The organism is Hasllibacter sp. MH4015 (genome assembly GCF_020177575.1).
Lineage (GTDB): Bacteria > Pseudomonadota > Alphaproteobacteria > Rhodobacterales > Rhodobacteraceae > Gymnodinialimonas.
Map to the genome: position 1 here is coordinate 698370 of NZ_JAHTBK010000001.1, position 25499 is coordinate 723868.

Genomic DNA, 25499 nt, shown 5'->3' on the forward strand with positions numbered 1-25499 from the left:
ATGATGGTTGAGATCGAACGCCACGACACGGATATCCTGATCCTTGGTACCGGGGGCGCGGGCCTGTTCGCAGCCCTCCACGCGCAGCAGACGGCCCCCGAAGGCACGAAAATCACCATCGCCGTGAAAGGCTTGATCGGCAAGTGCGGCTGCACGCGGATGGTGCAGGGCGGCTATAATGTCGCTTTGGGCGGCGGCGACACGGTCGAGCGGCATTTCATGGACACGATCAACGGCGGCAAGTGGCTGCCCAATCAGAACATGGCGTGGCGGTTGTGCGAACAGGCCGTGGTGCGCATCCGAGAGCTGGAGAATGAGGTTGGGTGCTTCTTCGACCGCAACCCCGACGGCACGCTGCACCAGAAGGCCTTCGCCGGCCAGACGGCGGACCGGACCGTGCACAAGGGCGACCTGACGGGCATCGAGATCATCAACCGGTTGATGGAAAAGGTGCTGGCGAGCGGGGTTGAGAAGCTGCAGGAACACCGTGCGATCGGCCTGATCCCGACGAAAGATGGCAGCGCGCTTGCCGGTGTTCTGATGATCGACATGCGGACAGGCGGCTTCCGCTTCGTGCGGGCGAAAACGGTGCTGATGGCGACGGGCGGCGGCCCGACCATGTACAAGTACCACACGCCGTCCGGCGACAAGACGATGGACGGCCTCGCCATGGCCCTGCGCGCCGGTCTGAAACTGCGCGATATGGAGATGGTACAGTTTCATCCCACCGGCCTTCTGGCGGGCGATCACACGCGGATGACCGGCACCGTGCTGGAAGAAGGCCTGCGCGGCGCGGGCGGACAGCTTATCAACCACGCGGGCCAGCGGTTCATGTTCGACCATGACGGCAAGGGCGAGCGAGCGACACGCGACGTGGTCAGCCGCGGGATCTACGCCGAGATGCGCAAGAACAACAATCCGGAGCAGGAGGGTGTCTTCATCTCGATGTCCCACCTTGGGCCGGAATGGGTGGCGCAGAAATTCAAAGGCATGGTCAAACGCTGCGCCGATAGCGGCTTCGACCTAGCGGCGGGCAAGGTGGAGGTCGTGCCGACCGCGCATTACTTCATGGGCGGTGTGGTCGTCGACGTGGATACGAGGACCGAGATGGAAGGGCTTTACGTCGCTGGCGAAGATGCCGGCGGCGCCCATGGGTCGAACCGTTTGGGCGGCAACGGCGTGGCAAACTCGACCGTGTATGGCGGCATCGCCGGAGACACGATGGGCCGCGACGTGACAGCGATGTCGCTGCGCGCGCCCGATGAAGAGGTGCTGGCCGCCGAAGTGGCGCGCGCCGTCTATCCGCTCACGAGAAAGCCTGATCTGGTCCTCCCCCTGCGCAAGCAATTGCAGGAGGTGATGTGGGACGAGGTCGGCGTGATGCGCACGGCGGCCGGGATGAAGCGTGGGCTGACGGGGATCGCCACGGTCTCGGACGCGCTGATGGATGTGGGCGTGGAAGGCAGCAATCTGGCATTCAACCTCACATGGCACGATTGGCTGAACTTGCGCTCCCTTTGCGATATCTCCGAAGTGATCACGAAGGCCGGGCTGGCGCGTGAGAATTCACGCGGCGCCCACTTCCGGGAAGATTTCCCCGAGCCGGGCGCGATGGAAGACAGCGAATTCACTGTTGCGCGCATGGACGGTGCCGACGTCACCGTCACGCGACAGCCCGTTCAATTCACAATCGTTCGACCCGGCGAGACGATCTTGCCGGAGGGCGAACCAGAAACATTGGTGGCTGCACAATGATACCGATCCAACTTATTCAAAAAACGGCCGAGACCCTGATGGACAAGGCCGCCATAGAGATCCCGCAGGATTATCTCGATGGTCTCAAAAAGGCCGCAGAGACGGAGGATGGCGATCTGTCCTCCTTCGTGCTCAAGGCGATGCTCGACAATTACGAAGCCGCCAAGGAAGACCGCCGCGCGATGTGCGGCGATACCGGCGTGCCGCGCTGGTTCGTGAAGATGGGCAACGAGGCGCGGGTCGAGGGCGGGATGGTCGCGCTGGAGGCCGCGTTGCGTCGGGCCACTGCGAATGCCACCAACGGTGTCCCGCTGAGGCCCAACCGCGTGCATCCGCTCTGGCGGACAGACCATAACAACAATGTCGGCATTGGTGCGCCCGAGATTGAATATGGCTTTGAGCCGGAGGGGGAGTGGATCGACCTGATCACTGTCCACAAGGGCGGGCTTTTCGGGACCGATTACCGGATGCTCTTCCCCTCTGACGGCGTGCAGGGGATCAAGCGCTTCTACCTCGACAGCCTGATGGCCTTTGGCAAGCGCGGCCTGGCTTGCCAGCCCGCCATCATCGGGATCGGGTTGGGCGGGTCGAAGGACATTTGCATGACCCTTGGCAAGCGCGCCTCGGTCCTGCGCACGGTCGGCAGCCGGAACAGCGATCCCCGCATTGCCGAGATGGAGGATGAGTTCAAGGAATTGGGCAATTCCATCGGTATGGGAGCGATGGGATTTGTCGGCAAAAACATGGTGATAGATTGCAATATCGAGGTCGGGTATTGCCACACTGGCGGCATGCCGATGAGCGTCCACGCTTTCTGCCTGTCCTCCCGCCGGGCGGTTGCGCGCATCCACGCCAATGGGCGGGTGGAGCACCGAACGGACCCCGATTGGTTCACCGATTACCAGCGGCGTGAAACGGTGGAATGGGAACCGGCTTTGGAGGCAGCGGAATGAGCGGGCCGCGCGAAATTATCCTGTCCACGACGCCCACGGACGAGGATATCGCCAAGCTGCGGCTCGGCGATGTCGTCTACCTCAGCGGTCTGATGTATACGGCGCGGGAAGGCGTCTACATGCGCGCGCTGCAGGATCGGGCGAATATCCCGATGGAACTGCCCACGCAATCGGCGGCGAATTTCCACTGTTCTCCCGCCGCGCGGATCAACGCCGACGGCTCCTTCGACATGGGAGCGGTGACGGCCACGGCCTCCTTCCGCTTTGCCAAGTGGTTGCCTGAATGGATGGCCAAGACCGGCGCGAAACTGATCGTCGGCAAGGGCGGCATGACGTCCAAAGATTACAAGGAATACTTCGTGCCCAACGGCGCGGTTTACCTGTCGACGGTGGGTTACGGAACCGGTGCGCTTCTGGGGCGCGGGGTGGAGAATGTGGAAGCCGTCCATTGGAACGAGGAACTGGGCCTCGCCCAGGCCATGTGGGTCATAAAATGCAACAAGATGGGGCCGTTCATCGTCGCCTCCGACCTCAACGGCGACTGCCTGTTCGAGCGAGAGAATGCCAAGATCGCGGAGAACGTCGCGCGGGTCTACGAGGGCACGAAGCCGGCGGTCCTGAAACGCTACGGCGAAAGCGATGACCGCACGGATGAGGTGATCTGAGCGCGAGTGCCGAAACCCTATCCGGCTGACCGTCACATCAATTCGCTCACCCCCACGCCGATCCCCATGGCCAAGGTCAACAGGATCAGGACCCACCGAAACGCGGTGTCGGTCAACCTTCGGAAGACGGCGATGCCGATCTGCGCGGCGATCAGGCCGGTGGGGATGGTGATCAGCAGCGCGGGCCCCGCAGTTGCGAACGCGCCGCGCAGGAACAGCAGCGTCACGGTCGTGGACAGCATGACGATGTTGAACGGTTGCAGGACCGCCCGCGTCTCGAACTTGGTCCAGGGCCGTAGCGACATCCACATCGACGGCACCGCCCCGGACATGCCCGCCGCTCCCCCCAGAACACCGCCAATACCGCCGATCGCGCAATCAATGACCGGAGTTGGCCGGGCAAAGGCAGGCAGGGACCGGCGAACCGCGAAATAACCGCCGTAAAGGATCAGGAACCCAGCGACGCCAAGGCGCAGAACGCTGGCATCCAGCCCGTTGAGAAGCCACACCCCGATGGGCACCCCGACCAGCCCCGGCAGCACGAACCGCATCAGGCGCCGCGGTTGCGCCAATATCGCCCGGCGCACCACCCAGACGCCCTGAAGCCCGGCTATGACCGACATCAGCGCCACGATTGCCACCGCCGTCACCGGATCCAGAACCACCAGGTAGAATCCCAGCGCGAACAACGCCGTACCGGTTCCGGACAGCCCGTTGATGAACCCGCCCGCCGCTGCCCCAAGCAGGAGGAACACGATCATTTCCGCGCTCATTGCATGACATCCCCCGCATCCGAACGGGCCGCATGAATGACATGGCGCAACGCCGCGATGACCTCATCGACAGCGCGGGTTTTGACCTGATCGGCCCGGTGGACCAGCCCCATGATCCGCACCGGCGCGTCCGGGCCAAGCGGCAGGCGCTTGACCGCGATCCGGTCGGTGGGGGGCACGACCAGCCGCGGTACGATAGACACGCCGAGATTGGCGCGCACCATGCTCTCGATCGCTTCCGGACTGTCGAGTTCCATGGTCTCAGCCACGCGCAGGCGCTTTGACAGGATCCAGTTGTCGATCAGGGTGCCGAGGACGGCATTGCGGTTGAACCGGATATAGGGCCGTGTGCGGAGGAGTTCGATCGCGTCCATCTCTCCTTCCTCGATTGCGGCGATCAGCTCCAAAGGCTCTCGGGCCAGTTCATGGAAGGTGAGGCCCACGGGCAATTGATGCGGTTGGGTGATGATCGCGGCGTCCAGATTGCCGCGTTCCAACTCCGCCAACAATGGCCCGGTCAAGCCGGGCTGGATATGCAGGCCGATCTTCGGAAACTTGTCCTTGAGGATCGCCATCGCCTGCGGCGTCAGCCCCGTCAGCGTGGTGCCAAGCGTGCCGAGCCGGATAGTTCCCGAAAGCCCGCCATCCTCCATCACGGACGGCACCAGATTGTCGTAATCGGCAATCAGGTGTCGGGCCTTCGTGACGATCTGTCGGGCCACCGGCGTCAGTTCGGGCGTTCGGCCGCCGCGATCAAACAGGGATACGCCCAGATCAGCCTCCAATGCCTGCATCTGTTGGCTGACAGCGGCGTGGGTCACGTGAACGACATCCGCTGCCGCGCTGAACGTCTTTGTGTCGGCAATGGCGACAAGGGTGCGCAATCGGCGGATGGTCATGGAAGGCGGGCGTCGATGTAAGAGACGATTTCAGAAGCGAGTGCGTCAACTGTCGAGCAATCAAGCGCTGCTTACAATTCAATTGTGCCGGGTAGGTGGGTTAACGATGTTAATGCATTGCCGAGGATGCGCCATTCCAACGTTGCGCGGGCCGGACAGGGCTGGCATCACGGGTCACATGCGCCTGATCGACCCCAAGCACCCCTTCTTCCAACCGGCCTGGCGTCGGTATCTGCTTGTGGCGGCCCCATTTGCCTGGGCCTTCGTCGAACTCAGCTTCGACAACACGATCTGGGCCTACCTGTTTGCCGGGATCGGCGGCTTCCTCGGTTGGACCCTGATCGTCGCCTGGCCGAAGGACGGGGCGGAGTGACCTAATCCTCCAGCGCCACCGGCATTCCGGTCTCACGCGAACGGCTCGCCGCGTCAGCAAGGATTTGCGCGCGCAGCCCGTCTTCGATGCCGGGAACAGCCGTGTCTTTACCGTTAAGCATGTCGATAAACGCTTTCATTTCAGCGGCATAAGCTGCTTCGTAGCGTTCCAGGAAGAAATGCATCGTGGGCGCGCGGCGGAACCCCGCCTCGGTCGCGACTTCAACGGAGGTCTCAAGAATATTCTCCGCCCGCAACATGCCCTTGACGCCGTGGACCTCGATCCGTTGATCGTAGCCATAGGCCGCGCGGCGAGAATTGGTGATCGTGCAGATGCGCCCCGATGCGGTCGTCAACGTCACCGCGGCTGTATCGACATCGCCGGCCTTCCCGATTTCCGGATCGACAAGGCAGGACCCCACGGCGCTGAGATGGCTGAACTCCTCCCCCATCAAGAAGCGCGCCATGTCGAAATCATGGATCATCATGTCCCGGAAAATCCCGCCCGAACTTTCGATGTAGGAGATCGGCGGCGGCGCAGGATCGCGGGAGGTGATCTGGATCAGCTCGATCGCGCCGATCTCTCCGTCCCGCAGCCGGGCCTGCAAAGCGGCGAAATTCGGGTCGAAGCGCCGGTTGAACGCGGTGAAAAAGGCAACGCCCGATTTTCTGATATCCTCGACCAGCGTGCGGATGTTCCCGACGGACATATCCACAGGTTTTTCGCAGAAGATCGCTTTAGAACCCTCTGACGCCAAACGGATTTGATCGAAATGCGTGTCGGTCGGTGTGCCGATGATTACGGCATCGACATCCTTTGCCGACAGGATATCTTCGGTCGATCTGACCTCCGCGCCGGTTGCGGAGGCAAGCGCATGCGCCGCGTCCGCTACTGCGTCCGCGACCGCCACGATCCGCGCGCCGTCCATGGCTCGAAGTGTCCGGGCATGGACCTGCCCGATGCGGCCGCAGCCAAGAAGTCCGATGCGGATCATGTCACCCTCCCCGAAGCGCCAGTGGACCGGATCGCGGCGCGCGCTGCGGCGACCGTCGGATCGTGGGTGTCGCGCAGGATGTGGACGCGGTCGAACCGGTCAGGATCTGCGTTCACCGACATCCGTAGCGCCGCCCCGAACGCCATGCGCAGCTCCGTCCCGATGTTGAACTTGCAGATGCCCGAGGATGTCGCCAGCGACAGGCGTTGCGCCGTCGGCACACCGGACCCGCCGTGGATCACCAACGGCACGTCCGTCACGGCCTCGATCGCGCGGATGCGCGGCTCGTCCAATCCGCCTTCGTGATCCTGCTGCAGGTGCACGTTGCCGACGGATATCGCCATGGCATCCACCCCCGTTTCCCGGGCGAAAAACGCCGCCTCCTCGGGGTCCGTGCCCGCGCTCGCTTCGCCGCCGGAATAGCCGACAAACCCGATCTCTCCCTCGCAGGAGATACCGGCGGAATGGGCCAGGGACACGACGGCCTTCGTCTCTTTCACGTTTTCGTCCAACGGCTTGCGCGACCCGTCGAACATGAGCGACGTGAACCCGGCGGCCAACGCCGCCTCGCAATCCTCGAGCGTATATCCATGGTCGAGATGCGCCACGACAGGAACGGACGCCCCTTCGGCCAGGTACCGGAACATCGCGCCAAGGATCGGCAAGGGCGTGTGGTCCCGGCAAGACGGACCTGCCTGCAAGATCACCGGCGCGCGTTCCAATTCCGCCGCGGCCACGAATGCGCGCATGTCCTCCCAGCCAAGGCAGACAAGGCCCGGCACAGCATAACCGTCGCGCCGCGCGGGCTGCAGGACCTCTGCAAGGGTGGCCAGCGTCATTTGAACTTCGCCACCATGTCCATGATCCCCGGGATCGTGTGCAATTGCTCCGCATGGGTGGGCTGAAAGTATTGTTTAAGGCTCCGTTGGCTCAATCCGCCGAGGATCGTGAAATAGTACATTTCATACCCCGGCAGGACACAGCAGGGATGATAGCCCTTGTCGATCAGGACCGTTGATCCGTTCATGATATGGTATGCGTCCCCCGGCTCGTTATCGGCTCGCTGCAGCATCTGAAGCCCCGACCCGTAGTCCGGCTTGAACCGGAAATTGTAACATTCGTCGTGGCGTGTTTCCTCGGGCAGGCGGTCCGTATCATGCTTGTGGGACGGGAACCCGGACCAGCCACCGGCGCCCACGGTGAACAGCTCCGACACAAGCAAACGACCCACGCGATCATGGTGGCCTGCGCCAAGTATGTGCTTGATCTTCCGATGGGTTTTCGTATCATCACTGCCATATTGCACGAGGTCAAGGTCCGTCGAACGGACCGCGAAAGCCGTCAATGTCTCGGCAAACCGCGCCCCTGCGATGAAGGTCTCGGTATCCGTCAGCGCGGTGATCCTCGCACCGGTGTCGGTGGGCACGTAGACGCCCTCCGGCTCCCCGTCCCAGACATCTGCGCCGCGGTCCCCGATATCGGTGAATGTCTCGCCTCCTGTCTCAACCGTCACGGTGCCGGTGGCGGGAACGACGCAGGTCTCGTACCCTTTCAGACGATATTCAAAATGTTCCCCGGCTTTCAGTTTTACGATATTGAAGTAGGTGAGCGGCACATGCGCGTCGTCGATATCGACGATCGCCTTATTCTTGTTGTCGAAGGGGGGGATATGCATCGAATTCGTCCTCTCAGGCCACGGTCGGGCCGGGATGGCCATCCAGGAAATCGCGTAACTCGGCGCGTGTGGGCATCGCGGGCGCGCAACCGACGCGGGCGACCACCATCGCCGCGGCGGCGGATCCCTGCAGGACCGCGTCGCGTATGTCCAAGCCATCGGCCAGGCCCGAGACGAAGCCGCCCATGAAACTGTCGCCGGCGCCTGTGGGTTTCAGGGCGTCGGTGCGGTAGATGCCGGTGCGAAACTCGCCGTCCGGCGTGATCGTGACGGCCCCGTCCTCCCCCATCTTGTAGACGGCGATCTTTGCCCCCTGGGCCACTAATTCACGTGCCTTATCAAGACCTTGATCGTAGTCGCCCGCCATGAAGCCGAATTCCACGTCATTGCCGACGATGATATCGCACATCGAACCCGCGCGGGAATAGACCTCCGCTGCCTCCTGTGCAGACGGCCAGGTATAGGGCCGGTAGTCGATGTCGAAGATCAGCGGAAGTCCCGCTGCTTTCGCCCATTCGAATCCCGCAAACGCCGCCGTCCGGGACGGCTCCGCCGCGAACACCGTCCCCGTTGTGATGAGCGCGTCGAACGCCCCGTAATCGACGGCGGTGACGTCCTCTTCCGTCATCGCGAAATCCGCTGCACCGTTGCGGTAAATGACGGATTGATGGTCCTCGACTCTTGTCTCCACCAGCGCCAGGGAGTTCCGGGCATCACCGCCCTCCGCATGTACATGGGTCCGGTCGATGCCGTAATGGTCCAGCTGGTTGCAGGCGAAGCGCCCGATCGCATCGTCCGCCACGCGCGTGACGAGGGCGGCGGACCCGCCAAGCTTCGTGATCGCCACGCCGATATTGGCCGATGACCCGCCGAGGCAGGCGAAGAAATTCACCGCTTCCTCCGTACGTGTGCCGGGCGGGTCGGGGTAAAGGTCCATGCCCGCGCGTCCGATGATGACGAAGCGATTTCCGGCAAGTTGCATCACACACCCTGCCTTTGCTTGGTACGGTCCGCTTCAATCTCCGCGTGTTTGGCGCGAACATCGGGATTGTCGGACACTTCGGGCGTCCCGACCTCCCACCAGGTGTGGCCTTGCGTCGTCCAGCCGTCATAGGGATCGACCTTCATGACGATGACGCAGGTCTTGTCCGCCGCCTTCGCGCGCTTGAACGCCTCACCCAGTTCTGCCGGATTGGCGACCGTCACGGCATCCGCGCCCATGGCCCGCGCGTGGGCCTCGAAATCGACGGCGAAGGCATCGGGCACCGTGGGGCAGTCGGCGATGAGGTTGTTGAAACTCTCGTTCCCGGTGTTGTTCTGGAGCTTGTTGATGACCGCGAAGCCGCCATTGTCCAGCACCAGAACGATCATCTTCTTCTGGGTCAGAACACTTGAGTAGATGTCGGAATTCATCAACAGATAGCTTCCGTCACCGCAGAAAACCACGGTATCCGCTGTGGGTTCGCGTTCGGATTGTGCAATGCGCGCACCCCATCCGCCGGCGATCTCATAACCCATGCAGGAAAATCCGAACTCCACATCGACCGTGCCGGTATCCAATGTGCGCCAATTCGCGGTTACTTCCGCCGGAAGCCCGCCCGCTGCGGCCACGACCCGGTCCCGTTTGTCGCAAAGCGCGTTTACCACGCCGATGGCCTGGGCGTAGGAATTCGGTCGATTGCCATGGGCCACGTTGTCCGCGACGTATTCGCGCCACGTTGAGCGTTCCGCCTTTGCCCTGTCGGTCCAGTCCGTCGGGCTCTCGTACCCATCCAAAACCGCGCCAAGCGCCTCAAGCCCCAGGCGCGCATCCCCCACGACCGGAAGGGACAGGTGTTTCGCGGCGTCGTGGCGGCCCACATTCAGGCCGATGAATTTCGCGTCCTTGGCGAAAGCGGTCCAAGACCCGGTGGTGAAATCCTGCAACCGTGTCCCCACCGCGAGGATCACGTCCGCCTCTTCCGCGATCGCGTTGGCGGAATCAGAGCCGGTCACACCAATCGGCCCGATATTGAGAACGTTTTCATCGAGCAGGTTGGCCCGTCCGGCAATCGTTTCGACCACGGGGATCTGGTGCGCCTCCGCGAAATCAGTCAGCGTGGCCACCGCCCCGGAATATTGCACCCCGCCGCCCGCAATGATCATCGGGCGCTTGGCCTGTCGCAACAGGGCCGCAGCGTAGGCGACTTCCGCCGCATCTGGCGGCTGACGGCGAATGCGATGGACACGCCGGTCGAAAAACGACGCGGGATAATCATGTGCGCACCCCTGCACATCCTGTGGCAGGCCAAGAAACGCGGGCCCGCAATCGGCGGGGTCAAGCAGGGTGGCCAAGGCGGCAGGCAATGACTGGATGATCTGTGCGGGATGCGTGATCCGGTCCCAATAGCGCGTGACCGCCCGGAACGCATCATTGACGCCAAGCGTCGGATTTCCGAAGTGCTCCAGTTGTTGCAGCACCGGATCGGGCAGACGGGTCAGAAACGTATCCCCGCACAGCATCAGCATCGGCAGGCGATTGGCATGGGCAAGCGCGGAGGCCGTCAGAAGGTTTGCGGTGCCAGGCCCGGCAGATGCGGTGCAGAACATGAACCGACGCCGCAGGTGATATTTGGCATAGGCCGCCGCGGCAAACCCCATGCTCTGTTCGTTCTGGCCCCGGTAAAGCGGCATCTCATCCTGCACCGGATATAGCGCCTCCCCCAGGCAGGGGACGTTCCCATGGCCGAAAATGCCGAAGCCGCCGCCACAAACCCGTGTCTCGACCCCATCAATCTCGATATATTGATTCATCAGGAACCGGACGATGGCCTGCGCCACGGTCAGCCGGAAGGTTCCGTCCGTTGAGGTCATGGGATCTCTCCGTTGGTGAGCTTCGGGTTGGCCCCGAACGATTGCATATTGCGCGTGTCCGAGTCTCAGGATACGAGTTTTGCAACCGGTTGCAACAGGCATCGTCGGGAGGGGGGATCGCATGGCGCGCATCGGCATTGGCTTGATCGGCGGCGGTTATATGGGCAAGGCCCATGCGGTGGCCATGGCGGCGGTCGGCGCGGTGTTCGACACCGGCCTGCGCCCGCAGCTGGAAATGGTCGCGGCGTCCAATGCAGCCTCCGCGTCGCGGTACCGCGACGCCTACGGATTCGCGCGATCCAGCGGCGATTGGCGCGACGTGGTGGCCGACCCGGGCGTGGACGCGGTCGTCATCGCCTCGCCCCAGGCTACCCACCGTCAGATCGCCGAAGCGGCGTTTGCCGCCGGAAAGCCCGTCTTTTGCGAAAAACCGCTCGGCGCTTCACTGGATGACGCGAAGGCGATGGCGCAGGCGGCGGAGGCGAGCGGCCTGCCCAACATGATCGGTTTCAACTATGTTCGCACGCCCGCCACGCAATTCGTGCGCAAGCTGCTGCAGGACGGCGCGATCGGCGATGTCACGTGGTTCCGGGGGGAGCACACGGAGGATTTCCTCGCCGACCCGGACTTGCCCGCGAACTGGCGCACCAGCGGGCGGGCGAACGGCTGCATGGGGGACCTGTCGCCGCACATGATAAACTGCGCGCTGGCGCTGATGGGGCCGATTGCGGAACTCTCGGCCCGGATCGAGACGATCCATCCAATGCGCGGCGGCGTGGAGGTCGACAACGACGACCACGCCCAGATGATGGTGCGATTTGCGCAAGGTGCCATGGGACACCTCTATTTCAGCCGCGCGGCGACCGGGCGCAAGATGGGCTATGCCTATGAAATCCATGGCACAAAAGGCGCGATCCGGTTCGACCAGGAGGATCAGAACGCCGTGCACATCTACCGGGCCGAGGGGACGGAGGCGACGCGCGGGTTCACGCGAATCCTGACCGGACCGGAGCATCCCGACTACCTCGCCTTCTGCCAGGGACCGGGGCATGGGACCGGTTATCAGGACCAGATCATTATCGAGGCGCGCGATTTCCTGCGCGCCATCGAAACTGGCACCCCCGTCTGGCCCACCTTCCGCGACGGGCTGGAGGTGGCGGCGATCATCGACACGGCCTTCACCTCTGCTGAACGCGGCAGCTGGCTTCCTATCCCTCAGACCTGAAAGGGAAAATAATGACCATTCGTATCGGCAACGCGCCGTGTTCCTGGGGCGTCGAATTCGCGGACGATCCGCGCAATCCGCCGTGGCGCAGCGTCCTGAAGGAATGTGCGGAGGCGGGGTACACGGGGATTGAATTGGGGCCGGTGGGCTTCATGCCGGAAGATCCGGTCGTTCTGGCCGAGGCGCTGTCGGAACATGATCTGGAGCTGATCGGTGGCGTCGTCTTTCGCCCGTTTCACGATCCGGCAGCGTGGGACGATGTGCTGGACGGGGCGGTGCGGACCTGCAAGGCTCTGACGGCACACGGCGCGCAACACCTTGTTTTGATTGACTCAATCTCGCCGCGCCGTGCGCCGACGGCGGGTCGGGCAAGTGCGGCGGAGCAGATGGATGCCGACGAGTGGGCCGCGTATCGCGATCGGATCGCCCGAATTGCACGCCTGGGGTCCGAGGAATACGGCCTCACTGTCGGCATCCATGCGCACGCTGCTGGATTCATGGACTTTGAACCGGAGCTGGACAGACTTCTAAATGAAATCCCTGAAGAAACGCTTAAGATATGTTTCGATACCGGCCATCATTCCTATGCGGGGTTCGATCCGGTCGCGTTCATGGCGCGGAACATCGGCCGAATTTCCTACATGCATTTCAAGGACATCGACCCGATGGTGAAGGCCGACGTCATCGCGAAGGGCACCGGGTTCTATGATGCGTGCGGGCAGGGCATTTTCTGCAACCTGGGGCAGGGCGATGTGCAGTTTCCGGCGGTGCGAAAGGTGCTTCTGGACGCCGGATTCGAGGGCTGGTGCACGGTGGAGCAGGATTGCGATCCGACGCTGGATGTGCGGCCGATGGATGATGCAGTGGCCAACCGCAAATACCTGGAATCCATTGGGTTTTGACGATCCCCGGGCGAAAGCTCGGTCTTTGGGAGGTGCGTGATGGCACGGTTGAATTGGGGCATGATCGGCGGCGGGGAGGGCTCTCAAATCGGGCCTGCGCATCGTTTGGGGGCGCAGGCGGACGGCAATTTTCTGTTATCTGCCGGGGCCTTGGACCATGATGCCGAGAAGGGTCGGGCCTATGCGCAGCGTCTTGGGGTAGCCGAGGATCGGGCTTATGGCGACTGGCGGGAGATGCTGGCGGGGGAGGCGGCCCGCGATGATCGCGTCGACCTGGTGACGGTGGCTACCCCCAACTCCACCCATTTCGAGATCACGAAGGCGTTTTTGGAGAATGGTTTCAACGTCTTGTGCGAGAAACCGATGACGATGAGCGTCGAGGAGGGGGAGGAAATCGTAAAGATCGCGGAGGCGTCCGGGGCGATCTGCGCGGTCAATTATTGCTACTCCGCCTACCCGATGGTGCGGGAGATGAAGCACCTTGTAGCCTCTGATTTCATTGGAAAAATCCGACTTGTCGTAACCTCGTTCTCCCACGGGCACCATGGCGATGCGGCGGATGCGGACAATCCGCGGGTGCGCTGGCGCTATGATCCGGCGATGGCGGGGGTGTCGGGCCAATTTGCCGATTGCGGAATTCACGCGCTGCACATGGCCAGCTTCATCGTGGGCGACGAGGTGCGGGAGCTGTCGGCGGACTTCGCCAGCACCATTCCGAGCCGCACTTTGGAAGACGACGCGATGGTCAATTTCCGCATGGAAAACGGCACGGTCGGGCGGCTTTGGACAAGCTCCGTCGCGGTTGGTCGTCAGCACGGCTTCGACATCCAAGTCTTTGGAGAGACTGGAGGATTCCGGTGGGCGAGCGAGCAGCCGAACCAGGTATTCTACACGCCCGTGGGCGGCAGGACGCAGATCATGGAGAAGGGCGAGGGCGGCCTGTCGGAGGAGGCGCAGCGCCTGTCCCGCGTGGCGATTGCGCACCCGGAAGGCTTCCCCCTGGCAGTGGCGAATATCTATGTCGATTTGGCCGCCGCGATCCGGGGGGAGGCGCACGGGGCCTATCCCACGGCGGAGGATGGGTTGCGGTCGATGGCGGCGGTTTACGGGGCGGTGGCATCGGCGAAACAGCGCGGCGCCTGGGTCGATGCGCGCCCCCCGATGTTGCGAAAATAGGGATATAGGGCCGGTATATCTGCGGTATATTTCCGGTATATACGCGAGAATATCACCCCAAGGGGCGCAGCGTCCCACGCTCGATCACCTTGCAGGGGAAGAGGCGGGTTTCGGGATGGCGAGTCGGATCCTCCACCGTGCCGATGACCAGGTCGATGGAGGCCCCGATGATCTGGGCCACGGGCTGACGTATGGTGGTGAGGTTGATATTCTGCCAGCCCGCCATCTGCATGTCGTTCAACCCGATGATCCCGATGTCGCGGGGGCAGTTCAGCCCGGCCTCCTGCACGGCGGACAGTGCGCCGACCGACAGCACGTCATCCCCGCAGAAATACGCCTGCGCCGGGTCGGCCATCAGGCGCTTGGTCATCTCCACCCGGCCGGCATCGAAGGAATAGGCCGAGGCGTAGCTGACGGAGACCTCGATCTCCGGGTGTTCGTGGAGCGCGCCGAGAAACCCGAGCGCCCGGTCCTGGGTCGAGGTCGCGCCCTCGGGACCGCCAAGGAAGGCCACGCGTCTGTAGCCGCGCGCGATCAGCGTCTCACCCGCCATCCGGCCACAGGCGACGTTGTCGATGCCCACCACATGGACCTGCGGGGCGGTGGTGTAGCGCCCGAAGGAATGGACCACGGGGATGCCCGCATCGCGATACGCCTCCGCGAAGGAGGGCGGCAGGGTGGAGGAGGCGATGATGGCACCGTCCACGGAATATTGCCGCATCATGCGGACGGAATGGACCGGGTCGGTTTCATCGGAGAGGTTGACGAGAAGCGGGCGCAGGCCGCGATCCTGAAGCCCGCGCGTGAAGCGGTCGAAGACTTCGAGGAACAGGGGGTTGTGGAAGTTGTTGGAGATCAGGCCGATCAGCTTGGTGCGGCCCGTGGTGAGCGAGGAGGCGAGTGCGTTGGGCGAGTAGCCGAGCGCATCGGCGGCCTTTTCCACCTTCGCGCGGGTTTTGGCGGAGACCGAGGCGCCATCGGTGAACGTGCGCGACACCGCCGAGGTGGAGACCCCGGCGCGTTCGGCAACATCCTTCAGCGTGACCGCCATCTTTCGCCCTCGATTTCACGTGCCCCGTCGGCGTAACAGCCCGCCCCGGTGACGTAAATCATCCGATTACCCAGAGGGTTTTGCAACCGGTTGCAATGAATCGGAATCACCGCTACGCTTTCTGGCAAGGTGGACCGGCCGCGCCGTGATCCACCAACAGACCTTTTGGGAGGACATCATGAAATCATTCTTGAAAACGGTTGCTGCCGCGGCACTGGTCGCGGCCACGCCGTTCATGGCCGCAGCCGACGGCCATCTGGGTGGCGAACGCTACATCCTTGTCAGCCACGCCCCCGACAGCGACAGCTGGTGGAACACGATCCGCAACGCCCTGACCCTGGCGGGCGAGCAGATGGGCGTGGAAGTGGAATACCGCAATCCGCCCACGGGCGACATCGCCGACATGGCGCGCATCATCGAGCAGGCGGCAGCCTCCGGCCCCGACGGGATCATCACGACGCTGGCCGACCCGACCGTTCTGGGCGACAGCATCCGCGCGGCGGTCGATGCGGGCATCGACGTCATCATCATGAATTCCGGCACGCCGGAGCAGGCCCGCGAAGTGGGTGCGCTGATGTATGTGGGCCAGCCGGAATACGACGCGGGCTTTGCCGCCGGTCAACGCGCGGCAGGGGATGGTGTGACCAGCTTCCTGTGCGTGAACCACGTGATCTCCAACCCCGTCGTGGCAGAGCGGTGCCAGGGCTTCGCGGATGGTCTGGGCGTGGAACTGGGCGAGTCGATGATCGACGCGGGCCAAGACCCGCAGGAGATCCAGAACCGGGTCATGGCCTATCTGAACGCCAACCCCGACACCGACGGTATCCTGACCCTCGGGCCGACCTCCGCCGATCCCACGATCCTCGCGCTTGAAGAGCTTGGGTTGGCCGGGGACATCTATTTCGGCACGTTCGACCTGGGTGAGAACATCGTCGCCGGTATCCGCGACGGCGTGATCGAGTGGGGCATCGACCAGCAGCCCTTCCTGCAGGCCTATCTGCCGGTGGTCGTGCTGACGAATTATCACCGTTACGGCGTTCTGCCGGGCAACAACATCAACTCCGGTCCCGGTTTCATCACCGCTGACGGTCTGGAGCTGGTCGAGGCGCTGGCCGGCGAATACCGCTGAGGCCTGACGGCGTGAACGATCGGGGCAGGCAGCGGTGACGGTGCCTGCCCCTTTTGACGAGAGACAGTGACGGCGGCGCGCGCGCGCAGCCGGACAGGTGGCGGGGGAGACACGCAGATGAGCGACAGTGACACGGGGAATGCGGCCCAAGCGGGCGGGCCGGAGGATGAACGCATCAAGGAGATCGGAGGCCTGCGCCAATGGCTGATCCGGCCGGAGTTGGGCGGGATCGTCGGCACCATTGCGGTCTTCGTCTTCTTCGGCATCCTGGCGGGCGACAGCGGCATGTTCAACGCGCAGGGCATCATGAACTGGTCCCTGATCTCGGCCCAGTTCATGATTATCGCGGTGGGGGCCTGCATGCTGATGGTGGCGGGCGAATTCGACCTCTCGGTCGGTTCCATGATCGGGTTCGCGGGCATTTCCATTGCCATGTTCGGCGTGGTCTGGGGCCTGCCGATGTGGCTTGCCATCCTTGTCACCTTCGCGATCTGCATCGCGATCGGCGCGATCAACGGCTTCATCGTGGTGCGCACGGGCCTGCCCAGTTTCATCGTGACGCTGGCCTTCCTGTTCATCTTGCGCGGCTTCACCATCTTCATCCCCCAGACGGTCGAGAACCGGACTATCATCGGCGGGATCGAGGAGGCGGCGGAGGGCGATTGGCTGGCCGCCCTCTTCGCCTCCGACATCATGGGGTGGCTGTTCGTGTGGCTGGCCGATATCGGACTTGTGGACACGTTCCAGCGCGGCACGCGGGAAGGGCAGCCGGTGGTCGACGGCATCCCGATGCTGATCGTCTGGGCGATCGTGCTGGTCATTGTCGGCCATACGATCCTGACCCGCACGCGGTTCGGCAACTGGATCTTCGCAGCGGGCGGTGACGCGCAGGCCGCGCGTTATGTGGGGGTGCCGGTGGATCGGGTGAAGATCACAATGTTCATGACCACGGCGTTCTGTGCGACGGTCTTTGCCTGTTGCCAAGTCTTCGAATTCGGCTCTGCCGCCGCGGATCGGGGGATCCTGAAGGAGTTCGAGGCGATCATCGCGGTGGTGATCGGTGGCGCGCTTCTGACGGGGGGCTACGGCTCCGTCATGGGGGCGGCGTTGGGGGCGCTTATTTTCGGGGTCGTCCAGCAGGGCTTGTTCTTCGCGGATGTGGAATCGAGCCTGTTCCGCGTGTTCCTTGGCGTGATCCTGCTGCTGGCGGTGATCCTGAACACCTATATCCGCCGCATCATCACGGGGGAGCGTTGATCATGGCCGATCCGATTGTCCATATGGAGAATATCACCAAGCATTTCGGCCCGGTGATCGCGCTGAACGGCGTGTCGTTCGATGTGAAGGCGGGGGAGTGCCATTGCCTTCTGGGCGATAACGGCGCCGGGAAATCGACCTTCATCAAGACCATGTCGGGGGTGCACAAGCCCACCTCCGGCACGATCATGTTCGAGGGGCGGGAGATGAATTTCAACTCCCCCCGCGACGCGATGGAGGCGGGGATCGCGACGGTTTACCAAGACCTTGCCATGATCCCGCTGATGTCGGTGACGCGGAACTTCTGGATGGGGCGAGAGCCGAAGAAGGGGTTCTTCATCGACTTCGACAAGGCCAATTCCACGACCATGGCCGAGATGAAGAAGATGGGGATCAACTTGCGCTCCCCCGATCAGGCGGTGGGTACGCTGTCGGGGGGCGAGCGGCAGACGGTGGCCATTGCGCGGGCGGTCTATTTCGGGGCGAAGGTCCTGATCCTCGATGAGCCGACCAGCGCCCTGGGTGTGCGCCAGACCTCCAACGTGTTGGCCACGGTGGACCGGGTGCGCAAATCGGGCATCGGGGTGGTGTTCATCACCCACAACGTGCGCCATGCCATGGCGGTGGGCGACAGATTCACGGTGCTCAACCGCGGCAAGACGCTGGGCACCGCGGCGCGCGGCGAGATCACGCCGGAGGAGTTGCAGGACCTGATGGCCGGGGGGCAGGAGATGGCGGAGCTTGAAGGCTCCCTCGGCGGGACGGTCTGAACATGGCGATGGCCGGGGGCTGGTTCGGGCAAGACCTGGATGTGGCGGCGTTCCGCACGCTGATCGGCCAGAGCCTCGACCCCGCAAGCGTGCCGATGGCCGCCCGGATCGAGGGGAATGTGCCGGTCTATGATGTCAGCGCGGGGGCCGCCGATGGCGGTATCCTGAACACCTATGACAAATGGGCGTTGATGCGGGAATGGATGTGGGTCCTGCGCTCGGGGCCGGGGGCGCTGAAGATCGAGAATGCCTATCGCGACACCGGCGTGATCGACGCGGCGACGGAGGTGTTCGAGCGGATCATCGCAGAGGAGGCCGAGGCGGGCGCGGGCGGCGGCGATCATTTCGCCAAGGCAGGCACGAATGCCCGGATCTGGAACGCGCTGGAAAAGCTGTGCCGGGCCGATCCCGAAATCTTCGCCCGCTACCACGGCTGCGCCGCGATTGATGCGGTGTCGGAGGCGTGGGTCGGCCCATGGTACCAGATGACGGCGCAGGTCAATGTGGTGCGCCCCGGCGGCCGCGCGCAGGAGGCGCATCGGGATTATCATCTGGGGTTTATGGATCCCGTCCATGCCGGGGAATTTCCGCCCCATATCCACGAATTGTCCCCCATGCTGACCTTGCAGGGCGGCGTGGCCCATTGCGACGTGCCACTGGAGGCGGGGCCCACGAAGCTGCTGCCGTTTTCGCAAGGCTTCGGACCGGGCTACATGGCGTTCCACCGGCCCGACTTCGCGGAGATGTTCGAAGCGGCCCATGTGCAGCTTCCCCTGTCCAAGGGCGATCTGATCTTCTTCAACCCCGCCATGTTCCATGCCGCGGGCGAAAACCGGACGGGCGACGTGCAGCGGATGGTGAACCTGTTCCAGGTATCGTCGTGCATGGGCCGCGCGATGGAGGCGGTGGACCGGGACGCGATGTGCCGGTTGCTGTACCCGGTCGTGCAGCGGATGCTGGTGGACCTGCAATTCGGGCCGGGAGAGATGGAAGCCGCGATCAACGCGGCGGCGGAGGGCTATGCCTTTCCGACGCATCTGGATACCGATCCGCCCATTGGCGGGCGCGCCCCGGAAAGCATGTTGTTCCTGTTCCGCCGCGCGTTGGAACAGGCCATGTCGGCGGAGCAATTCGGGGCAGAGCTGGACAGGTTGAAGGAAAGGCGGGCGGGATGACGTTGCTGGTGAAACCGAGTGGCACGTCCGGCCGCGTCCACGCGATCACGCCCGAGACGGCCGGCTGGGGATTTGTGGGCTTCGACCTTTGGCATCTGGCACCGGGGGAGGTGGCGGATGGCGGCGTGGCGGGGCGCGAGGTGATCCTTGTGCTGGTCGAGGGCCGCGCGGTTGTCGATGGTCTGGGCGAGATGGGGGAGCGGATGAGCGTCTGGGAGAAGACGCCGCCCGCCTGCGCGTATATGCCGGGGGCCTGGCGGGTGGAGGCGGTGACGGATTGCGTGCTGGCCGTGTGTTCCGCGCCCGGCTCCGGCGATCGGCCCGCACAGGAATTGGGGCCGGAGGGGATCGAGATGGTGGACCGGGGCGAGGGGACGAACCTGCGCCACATCCACAACATCGCCATGGAGGATCGGGATGTGGCCGACAGCCTGCTGGTGACGGAGGTGTTCACGCCCGCCGGTCACTGGAGCAGCTACGCGCCGCATCGCCATGACGAGGATGATTTTCCGAACATCACCTATCTGGAAGAGACCTATTATCACCGGCTGAACCCGGCCAAGGGGTTCGGCGTGCAGAGAGTCTTTACCGAGGACGGATCGCTGGACGAAACCATGGCGGTGTCCGATGGCGACGTGGTGCTGGTGCCGCGCGGGCATCATCCCTGCGGCACGCCCTACGGGGTGGAGATGTATTATCTCAACGTCATGGCCGGGCCGCTGCGCAAATGGCGCTTCGCGGCGCACCCCGATTTCGCGCATCTGATGTGAGTCCCTCCAGGCGGGGCTGACGAACGGGCCCCTTTGTCATAGCCTCGGGGCCGGGGGACATGCCATGGCGGATCGGATCACGGGGCGGTGCAAATGCGGGCAGGTGACGTATGAGGGCACGCGGCTCGACGCGGCGAGCTTTCGATGCCATTGCCGCGATTGTCAGCAACTGACTGGCACGGGACATGCGGACATGCTGCCCCTGTCGCTGGAAGGCTTCTCGGTCAGCGATGCGTGCAAGATCTTCGAGATGGAAGGCGGCTCCGGCCAGCCGACCTATAGCGGCTTCTGCCCGGAATGCGGGGCGCAGATCCTGCGGCGGAGCGCGCGGATGTCGGACCGGGTCTATGTGCATGCGGGATCGCTGGATGATCCGAGCGCTTATGCGCCGGACCGCTCGATCTATGACGGCGCGGCGCAGCCCTGGGACACGGGGTCGATCATCGATAGGTCGTAGCGCGCCCGGTTTGGACAGGCCCGGCGATCATGGTATGATCCGCCCATGCCCACGATCGCTCAACCCGTTATCGCCTTGCCCGTGCCGGACGTGCCGGAGGCGCAGGCCTGGTATCGCGACCATCTGGGGTTCGAGATCCGATGGTATCACGAGGGCGGCCGCATCGGTGGCGTCGCCCATGGCGAGGCGGCGATATTCCTGCGGGAAAGCAAGGGCAAGATCCAGCCCAACATCCTGTGGATCTTCTGCGCGGATGTGGACGCGGTGCATGCGGACCTGACGGCGCGCGGCGCGCCGATCACAGGGCCCGTGGGGGACACGCCGTGGGATTTGCGGGAGTTTACCGTAACGGACCCCCAGGGTCACGAGCTGAATTTCTTCCACGATATCTGAGCGATGCGATCGAATGGCGGGCTCGGCAGGGGGGCTGTCTGCCCCCCGCTGCCTGCGGCAGCCCCCCCGAGGATATTTTTGGCACATGGAAGAGGAACGATCGGCTCAGCCGTTCTGAGCCGCCTCCAGGGCGGCGCGCAGGATGTCCCGGTCGCCGACATGGTTGGCGAGGATCAGGATGAGCCGCGCGTTCAGCGCGTCGGATTGATCCTTGGTCAGGCCTTGATGCGTAGCGAGCAACTCATCGTAGAAGCCGTCGGGATCGGGGATGTTGGGATCGGTGTTGAGAATCATGGCTGGCTCGTGGCTTTGGCAAGGGCGGCTTGGATCGCGGCGGCATCGGCGGAGGGCCAGCGCGCCGCGACGTGCTGGTCGGGCCGGATGAGGTAGAGCGCGCGGGGCGCGTCGCCCAGGTAACGCGCGCGGAGGGCATCGGTCAGGTCCGCACCGCTCAGGGTAAGCGTGCCGAAGGGCAGCGCGGTGGCGATGTCGGGCGCATCCATATCGAGCGCGAGAAGCGTGAAGCGCCCCGGCAGGCGGTCGAGCAGGTAGCCTTCCACGAGCGGCGCGTCGGGGCAGGGCGCGCCTGGGCGGGTGCGCGCGGGGCCGTCCGGCAATCCGTCAGGCGTGTTGAGCGGCAGGTCATCATAGGTGCAGGGCACGGAGAGGCGGCCGGAATTGACCATGGGTCGCGCGAAGGGATGGTCGCGCGCGAGCGTCAGCACCGCGTTGCGGAAGATCTTCGACATCTCGGATTTCGGCGTCAGGAAGTCCGTGGCGCGGGTGGAGTTCAGGATGTTTTCGTCCGCCCCGTGGGCGCGCTCGGCGTCGTAGGTGTCGAGCAGGGTGTCGGGGGCGAGGCCTTTGAGGACCAGATCCAGTTTCCACGCGAGGTTGTCGGCGTCCTGAATGCCGGAATTCGCCCCCCGCGCGCCGAAGGGAGAGACCTGGTGCGCGGCGTCGCCGGCGAACATCACGCGGCCATGGCGGAAGTGGTCCATCCGGCGGCATTGGAACGTGTAGATGGAGGTCCAGACCAGCTCGTATTCCGTGCCGTCGGGCAGGAATTCGTCGATGCGGTGACGGATTTTCGCAGGGTCGAGTTCCGCTTCGCGGTCGATGTCCCAGCCAAGCTGGAAGTCGATGCGCCAGACATCGTCGGGCTGCTTGTGCAGGAGCGCCGATTGCGGGGCTTCGGCCAGCGGCGGCTCGAACCAGAACCAGCGTTCGGTGGGGAAATCGGCTGTCATGCGGACATCGGCGATGAGGAAGTTATCCTCGAAGACGCGGCCATCGAAGCTCAACCCCATCATCTGCCGCGTGGGCGAGCGGGCCCCGTCGCACGCGATGACGTAATCGGCGGTCAGTTGATAGGGACCGTCCGGCGTGTCGATGTCGAGCGTGACGTGATTGCCCGACTGGGTCAGGCCGGTCACGACATTGCGGCCCCGGATCTCGATCGGTTGACCGGCCGCCTCCGCCCGGCGGAGCGCGTCGATCAGGAACTTCTCGAAATAGGGTTGCTGGAGGTTGATGAAGGCGGGATTCTTGTGGCCGTCTTCGGGCAGGAGGTTGAAATTGAAGACCTCCTGCGGGCCATGGAACACCCGGCCCACGTTCCACACGACCCCCTTGTCGACCATGTCGCGACCCGCGCCGAGGCGGTCGGCGATTTCCAGCGTGCGTTTGGCGAAGCAGATCGCGCGGGAACCCTGGCCCACGCCGTCGTGGTCATCAAGGATCAGGGCAGGCGTGCCTTTCTGCGCCAGGTCGAGGCCGGTCGCCACGCCAATGGGGCCGCCGCCGATGATTACGACCGGGTGGTGGCCGGCGCGCGCGGTGACGGGGTCATAGGGGTAGAGTTCGTGGGCGAGGGCATAGGTTGCGCCGACCATGTCAGGACCTCCGACAATGTTGCGAATGGGAACCGGGGCCGGGATATGCGCGTTTCCCGGAAGAAGACGCAACCGACCCAACGAGGTATTCGATGTCTGATGCAACCTTTGATGCGCGCTCCGGCGCGCCCGAGCCGGTGGACCCGGTCGTCGCCCGCGCGGAGGCGACGGACGATGACGCGCAAGGATCAGCCGACCGTCCCAACCTGAACTGGAAATGGATGCTGTTCGCCGGGATCGTGTACCTGATCGGCGGCTTCGTGGCCTTCCTGAACCCGTTCGTCGCGTCGCTCGTGGCCAATGGCCTGTTCGCGGCCGCGTTCCTGGTCGGCGGTGCCATCGCGATGTGGCTGGCGTTCAAGAACGAGGACGGGACCACGGGCGGGCGGCTTCTGGGGGGCCTTGGCGGATTGCTTGCCGTGATCTTCGCCGTGGCGTTGTGGGCCAATCCGCTGGCGGGGCTGCTGTCGCTGACGCTGACTGTTGCGGCATTCCTGCTTGTGATGGGCGTCGTGCGGATCTGGATCGGCGTGCGGATGCGGGAGCGTGAAGGCTGGGGCTGGATCGTGGCGTCGGGCGTGCTGACGGCCGTCCTGGGCGTGATGATCTTCGCGACCCTGCCCGCATCCTCCCTCACCATCCTGGGGTTGTTCCTGGGCGTGGAGCTGACATTCGCCGGGGTCGCCCATGTGGCGACGGCCTGGGCTGCGCGCAAGGGCGAAACCGCCTGAGCCGCGCGGCGAACGACCGGATTGTGGGGCGTGGGCCGGAGGGGGCCTGCGCCCTCTTTCCGTTTGGCGGGGTCGCCGGGGCGGTGGGTTGCGGAGGTCGTAGGGGCTGGTGCGTAGATGGGGAGACAGGGGACCGGCCGCGATCTTGCAGGCGACGGCAGCGGGGTGGCCGGATGGTGGCTGTGACACGTCGTTGCGGCGGCGCGAAGGTGGGTTCGCAGGGGGTGGGCGAAGATTGCGAAGATCATGTTTCGGCTCCTTGACCAGGCCCAGCTATTGCTCAGCGGATGGTACCGGTTGACCTCTGCCATCAGAGGAGACGTCGCAGATTGCGTTGTCGCTGCCGTCGCTGATTGGAAAATGGCAAAGGGCCTTGTTTAACTGCATCAATGTGATTGAAACACCTCCGGCCACCAGCATAGCGAACATGCTTTTCGTCCTGCGCAGTCTGAGGATGGACAGGCGCGGTTGTTCAATGGCCCCGCCACCCCCTGCGAAACCCGGCTGTTCGTTGGACCGCCGAATGCGCCAGTCCCAATACAGCCAAGACCCACCCGTCACGAATACCGCGGCGGTGCTGACGTAGAATATCAGGGTCATTGCGGTCACGGGCCCTATCCCTGCAACGCCTCCCACATCTCGATATCGCGTTCCGCTGTCCAGATGCGGGGGTGGTCGAGGCCGCGCGCCTCGTCATAGGCGCGGGCGACGTTGAAGGGCAGGCAATGCTCGTAGATCGCGTAATCGCTGAATTTCGGGTCGCATTCGGCGCGCACGGCGTCCCAGGCCTCCTTCAGCGAGCCGTTTCGGGCCGCGACCCGGGCGGCGGGTGCGTAGGTGCTGTCAACGAAATCGCGGGTGGAGGCGATGGCGCGGGCAACCGCGTCCTCACCGATCAGCGCGGCCCCGCGACCGGGCGCGATGGCGTCGGGCTGGAAGGCCGCGATATTGTCGAGCGTGTCACCCCAATCGGCGAAGTGACCATCGCCGCAATAGCAGGCGGAGTGATCCTCCACGATGTCGCCGGTAAACAGCACATTTGCATCGGGGACGTGGATGACCGCGTCGCCTCCGGTATGGGCGCGGCCCACATGGCCGATGTCGACGCGGCGGTTGCCGAGATAGACGCTCATCGCGTCCGAGAAGGTGGTGGTGGGCCAGGTGAGGCCGGGGATGCTTTCATGCCCCTCGAAGAGGCGCGGGAAACGCTGGAATTCGCTGTCCCAATCCTCTTGGCCCCTCTCCACCACCATGGCGCGCGCGGTGTCGGACATGATGATCTGGTCCGCGCCATAGGCCGACGCACCGAGGACGCGGACGGCGTGGTAATGGGTCAGCACCAGGTGGCTGATCGGCTTGTCGGTGACGGTGCGCACGCAGTCGATCACCTTCTGGGCAAGGCGGGGCGTGGCCTGCGCCTCCACGATCATCACGCTGTCGTCGCCGATGATGACGCCGGAATTGGGATCGCCCTCGGCGGTGAAGGCATAGAGCCCGTCGCCGATTTCATCGAAGGTGATTGTCTTTTCGGTCATGTCGCCTTGGGAGGCGAAGGCTTTGGCCATGTGGTGTCACTTTCGTGGGTTGGCGCGGGCAAGGCGCGCGGGTCTTTGTTGGTATCTCCGGAA

27 protein-coding genes are annotated in these 25499 nt (G+C 64.1%); 15 read left to right on the forward strand and 12 right to left on the reverse strand.

Features of this window, described 5'->3' with window-relative positions; genetic code table 11:
* The first annotated feature begins 3 nt into the window (after window positions 1-3).
* From KUW62_RS03815 to KUW62_RS03825, 3 genes are read left to right on the forward strand one after another with little or no spacing between them, the layout of a single operon-like run.
* Window positions 4-1755 (forward strand): L-aspartate oxidase, encoded by a 1752-nt coding sequence (locus KUW62_RS03815; RefSeq protein ID WP_224817029.1) that lies wholly within the window; start codon window positions 4-6, stop codon window positions 1753-1755.
* Window positions 1752-2708, forward strand: a complete 957-nt coding sequence (locus tag KUW62_RS03820; protein WP_224814189.1) for a fumarate hydratase — start codon at window positions 1752-1754, stop codon at window positions 2706-2708. The genes KUW62_RS03815 and KUW62_RS03820 overlap by 4 nt, the downstream gene beginning before the upstream one ends.
* Complete coding sequence (locus tag KUW62_RS03825; protein ID WP_224814190.1) at window positions 2705-3373, forward strand: fumarate hydratase C-terminal domain-containing protein; 669 nt, start codon at window positions 2705-2707, stop codon at window positions 3371-3373. Before KUW62_RS03820 ends, KUW62_RS03825 begins: the two co-directional genes overlap by 4 nt.
* 32 nt (window positions 3374-3405) lie before the next feature.
* Here the strand turns inward: KUW62_RS03825 and KUW62_RS03830 are convergent, their stop codons facing one another.
* Entirely contained in the window at window positions 3406-4146 is a 741-nt protein-coding gene (locus KUW62_RS03830; RefSeq protein ID WP_224814191.1) for a sulfite exporter TauE/SafE family protein, read from the reverse strand.
* A complete protein-coding gene (locus KUW62_RS03835; protein WP_224814192.1) occupies window positions 4143-5045 on the reverse strand; it encodes a LysR family transcriptional regulator in 903 nt (300 codons plus the stop codon). Before KUW62_RS03835 ends, KUW62_RS03830 begins: the two co-directional genes overlap by 4 nt.
* A gap of 178 nt (window positions 5046-5223) precedes the next feature.
* Between KUW62_RS03835 and KUW62_RS03840 the strand changes: the two genes are divergently transcribed.
* Window positions 5224-5418 (forward strand): hypothetical protein, encoded by a 195-nt coding sequence (locus KUW62_RS03840; protein WP_224814193.1) that lies wholly within the window; start codon window positions 5224-5226, stop codon window positions 5416-5418.
* A gap of 1 nt (window position 5419) precedes the next feature.
* Here KUW62_RS03840 and iolG read toward each other — a convergent pair whose 3' ends face one another.
* From iolG to iolD, 5 genes are read right to left on the reverse strand one after another with little or no spacing between them, the layout of a single operon-like run.
* Window positions 5420-6412 carry an inositol 2-dehydrogenase gene (gene iolG / locus KUW62_RS03845; protein ID WP_224814194.1) on the reverse strand — a complete coding sequence of 331 codons (993 nt, stop codon included), beginning with the start codon at window positions 6410-6412 and terminating at the stop codon, window positions 5420-5422.
* Window positions 6409-7251 (reverse strand): class II fructose-bisphosphate aldolase, encoded by an 843-nt coding sequence (locus KUW62_RS03850; RefSeq protein ID WP_224814195.1) that lies wholly within the window; start codon window positions 7249-7251, stop codon window positions 6409-6411. The genes iolG and KUW62_RS03850 overlap by 4 nt, the downstream gene beginning before the upstream one ends.
* The gene (locus tag KUW62_RS03855; RefSeq protein WP_224814196.1) at window positions 7248-8087 is read right to left on the reverse strand and encodes a 5-deoxy-glucuronate isomerase; all 840 of its coding nucleotides are present in this window, start codon (window positions 8085-8087) and stop codon (window positions 7248-7250) included. Before KUW62_RS03855 ends, KUW62_RS03850 begins: the two co-directional genes overlap by 4 nt.
* 13 nt (window positions 8088-8100) lie before the next feature.
* Window positions 8101-9069 (reverse strand): 5-dehydro-2-deoxygluconokinase, encoded by a 969-nt coding sequence (gene iolC, locus KUW62_RS03860; RefSeq protein ID WP_224814197.1) that lies wholly within the window; start codon window positions 9067-9069, stop codon window positions 8101-8103.
* Window positions 9069-10940, reverse strand: coding sequence for a 3D-(3,5/4)-trihydroxycyclohexane-1,2-dione acylhydrolase (decyclizing) (iolD, locus tag KUW62_RS03865; RefSeq protein WP_224814198.1), 1872 nt, complete (start codon window positions 10938-10940; stop codon window positions 9069-9071). The genes iolC and iolD overlap by 1 nt, the downstream gene beginning before the upstream one ends.
* A gap of 121 nt (window positions 10941-11061) precedes the next feature.
* On the opposite strand from iolD, the gene KUW62_RS03870 reads away from it, so the two are divergent.
* Genes KUW62_RS03870 through KUW62_RS03880 form a run of 3 tightly spaced genes read left to right on the forward strand, consistent with a single transcriptional unit; the run spans window position 11062 to window position 14243 of the window.
* Complete coding sequence (locus KUW62_RS03870; protein WP_224814199.1) at window positions 11062-12165, forward strand: Gfo/Idh/MocA family protein; 1104 nt, start codon at window positions 11062-11064, stop codon at window positions 12163-12165.
* Window positions 12166-12176: 11 nt separating this feature from the next.
* Window positions 12177-13067 carry a sugar phosphate isomerase/epimerase gene (locus KUW62_RS03875; RefSeq protein ID WP_224814200.1) on the forward strand — a complete coding sequence of 297 codons (891 nt, stop codon included), beginning with the start codon at window positions 12177-12179 and terminating at the stop codon, window positions 13065-13067.
* A 39-nt stretch (window positions 13068-13106) separates the two neighbouring features.
* Complete coding sequence (locus KUW62_RS03880; RefSeq protein WP_224814201.1) at window positions 13107-14243, forward strand: Gfo/Idh/MocA family protein; 1137 nt, start codon at window positions 13107-13109, stop codon at window positions 14241-14243.
* Between the two features lie 52 nt (window positions 14244-14295).
* Here the strand turns inward: KUW62_RS03880 and KUW62_RS03885 are convergent, their stop codons facing one another.
* The gene (locus tag KUW62_RS03885) at window positions 14296-15294 is read right to left on the reverse strand and encodes a LacI family DNA-binding transcriptional regulator (RefSeq protein WP_224814202.1); all 999 of its coding nucleotides are present in this window, start codon (window positions 15292-15294) and stop codon (window positions 14296-14298) included.
* Window positions 15295-15472: 178 nt separating this feature from the next.
* On the opposite strand from KUW62_RS03885, the gene KUW62_RS03890 reads away from it, so the two are divergent.
* The 7 genes from KUW62_RS03890 to KUW62_RS03920 all read left to right on the forward strand — a co-directional run bounded on the left by KUW62_RS03890 (window position 15473) and on the right by KUW62_RS03920 (window position 21245).
* A complete protein-coding gene (locus KUW62_RS03890) occupies window positions 15473-16423 on the forward strand; it encodes a sugar ABC transporter substrate-binding protein (RefSeq protein ID WP_224814203.1) in 951 nt (316 codons plus the stop codon).
* A gap of 117 nt (window positions 16424-16540) precedes the next feature.
* Complete coding sequence (locus tag KUW62_RS03895; protein ID WP_224814204.1) at window positions 16541-17680, forward strand: ABC transporter permease; 1140 nt, start codon at window positions 16541-16543, stop codon at window positions 17678-17680.
* A 2-nt stretch (window positions 17681-17682) separates the two neighbouring features.
* Window positions 17683-18450: an ATP-binding cassette domain-containing protein gene (locus KUW62_RS03900; protein ID WP_224814205.1), complete on the forward strand. Its 768-nt coding sequence runs from the start codon at window positions 17683-17685 to the stop codon at window positions 18448-18450.
* A gap of 2 nt (window positions 18451-18452) precedes the next feature.
* Window positions 18453-19625, forward strand: a complete 1173-nt coding sequence (locus tag KUW62_RS03905; protein WP_370632840.1) for a phytanoyl-CoA dioxygenase family protein — start codon at window positions 18453-18455, stop codon at window positions 19623-19625.
* Window positions 19622-20395 carry a 5-deoxy-glucuronate isomerase gene (gene iolB, locus KUW62_RS03910; protein WP_224814206.1) on the forward strand — a complete coding sequence of 258 codons (774 nt, stop codon included), beginning with the start codon at window positions 19622-19624 and terminating at the stop codon, window positions 20393-20395. Before KUW62_RS03905 ends, iolB begins: the two co-directional genes overlap by 4 nt.
* Before the next feature lie 64 nt (window positions 20396-20459).
* Window positions 20460-20852 (forward strand): GFA family protein, encoded by a 393-nt coding sequence (locus tag KUW62_RS03915; RefSeq protein ID WP_224814207.1) that lies wholly within the window; start codon window positions 20460-20462, stop codon window positions 20850-20852.
* 45 nt (window positions 20853-20897) lie between these two features.
* A complete protein-coding gene (locus tag KUW62_RS03920) occupies window positions 20898-21245 on the forward strand; it encodes a VOC family protein (protein WP_224814208.1) in 348 nt (115 codons plus the stop codon).
* A gap of 105 nt (window positions 21246-21350) precedes the next feature.
* Here the strand turns inward: KUW62_RS03920 and KUW62_RS03925 are convergent, their stop codons facing one another.
* Together KUW62_RS03925 and KUW62_RS03930 are read right to left on the reverse strand one after the other, a co-directional pair.
* Window positions 21351-21539 carry a DUF2783 domain-containing protein gene (locus KUW62_RS03925; protein ID WP_224814209.1) on the reverse strand — a complete coding sequence of 63 codons (189 nt, stop codon included), beginning with the start codon at window positions 21537-21539 and terminating at the stop codon, window positions 21351-21353.
* A complete protein-coding gene (locus KUW62_RS03930) occupies window positions 21536-23140 on the reverse strand; it encodes an FAD-dependent oxidoreductase (RefSeq protein ID WP_224814210.1) in 1605 nt (534 codons plus the stop codon). Before KUW62_RS03930 ends, KUW62_RS03925 begins: the two co-directional genes overlap by 4 nt.
* Window positions 23141-23232: 92 nt before the next feature.
* Between KUW62_RS03930 and KUW62_RS03935 the strand changes: the two genes are divergently transcribed.
* Window positions 23233-23871, forward strand: a complete 639-nt coding sequence (locus KUW62_RS03935) for an HdeD family acid-resistance protein (protein ID WP_224814211.1) — start codon at window positions 23233-23235, stop codon at window positions 23869-23871.
* Between the two features lie 273 nt (window positions 23872-24144).
* Here KUW62_RS03935 and KUW62_RS03940 read toward each other — a convergent pair whose 3' ends face one another.
* Together KUW62_RS03940 and KUW62_RS03945 are read right to left on the reverse strand one after the other, a co-directional pair.
* A complete protein-coding gene (locus tag KUW62_RS03940) occupies window positions 24145-24480 on the reverse strand; it encodes a hypothetical protein (RefSeq protein WP_224814212.1) in 336 nt (111 codons plus the stop codon).
* Window positions 24481-24485: 5 nt separating this feature from the next.
* Entirely contained in the window at window positions 24486-25436 is a 951-nt protein-coding gene (locus tag KUW62_RS03945; RefSeq protein WP_224814213.1) for an MBL fold metallo-hydrolase, read from the reverse strand.
* Window positions 25437-25499 lie beyond the last annotated feature (63 nt).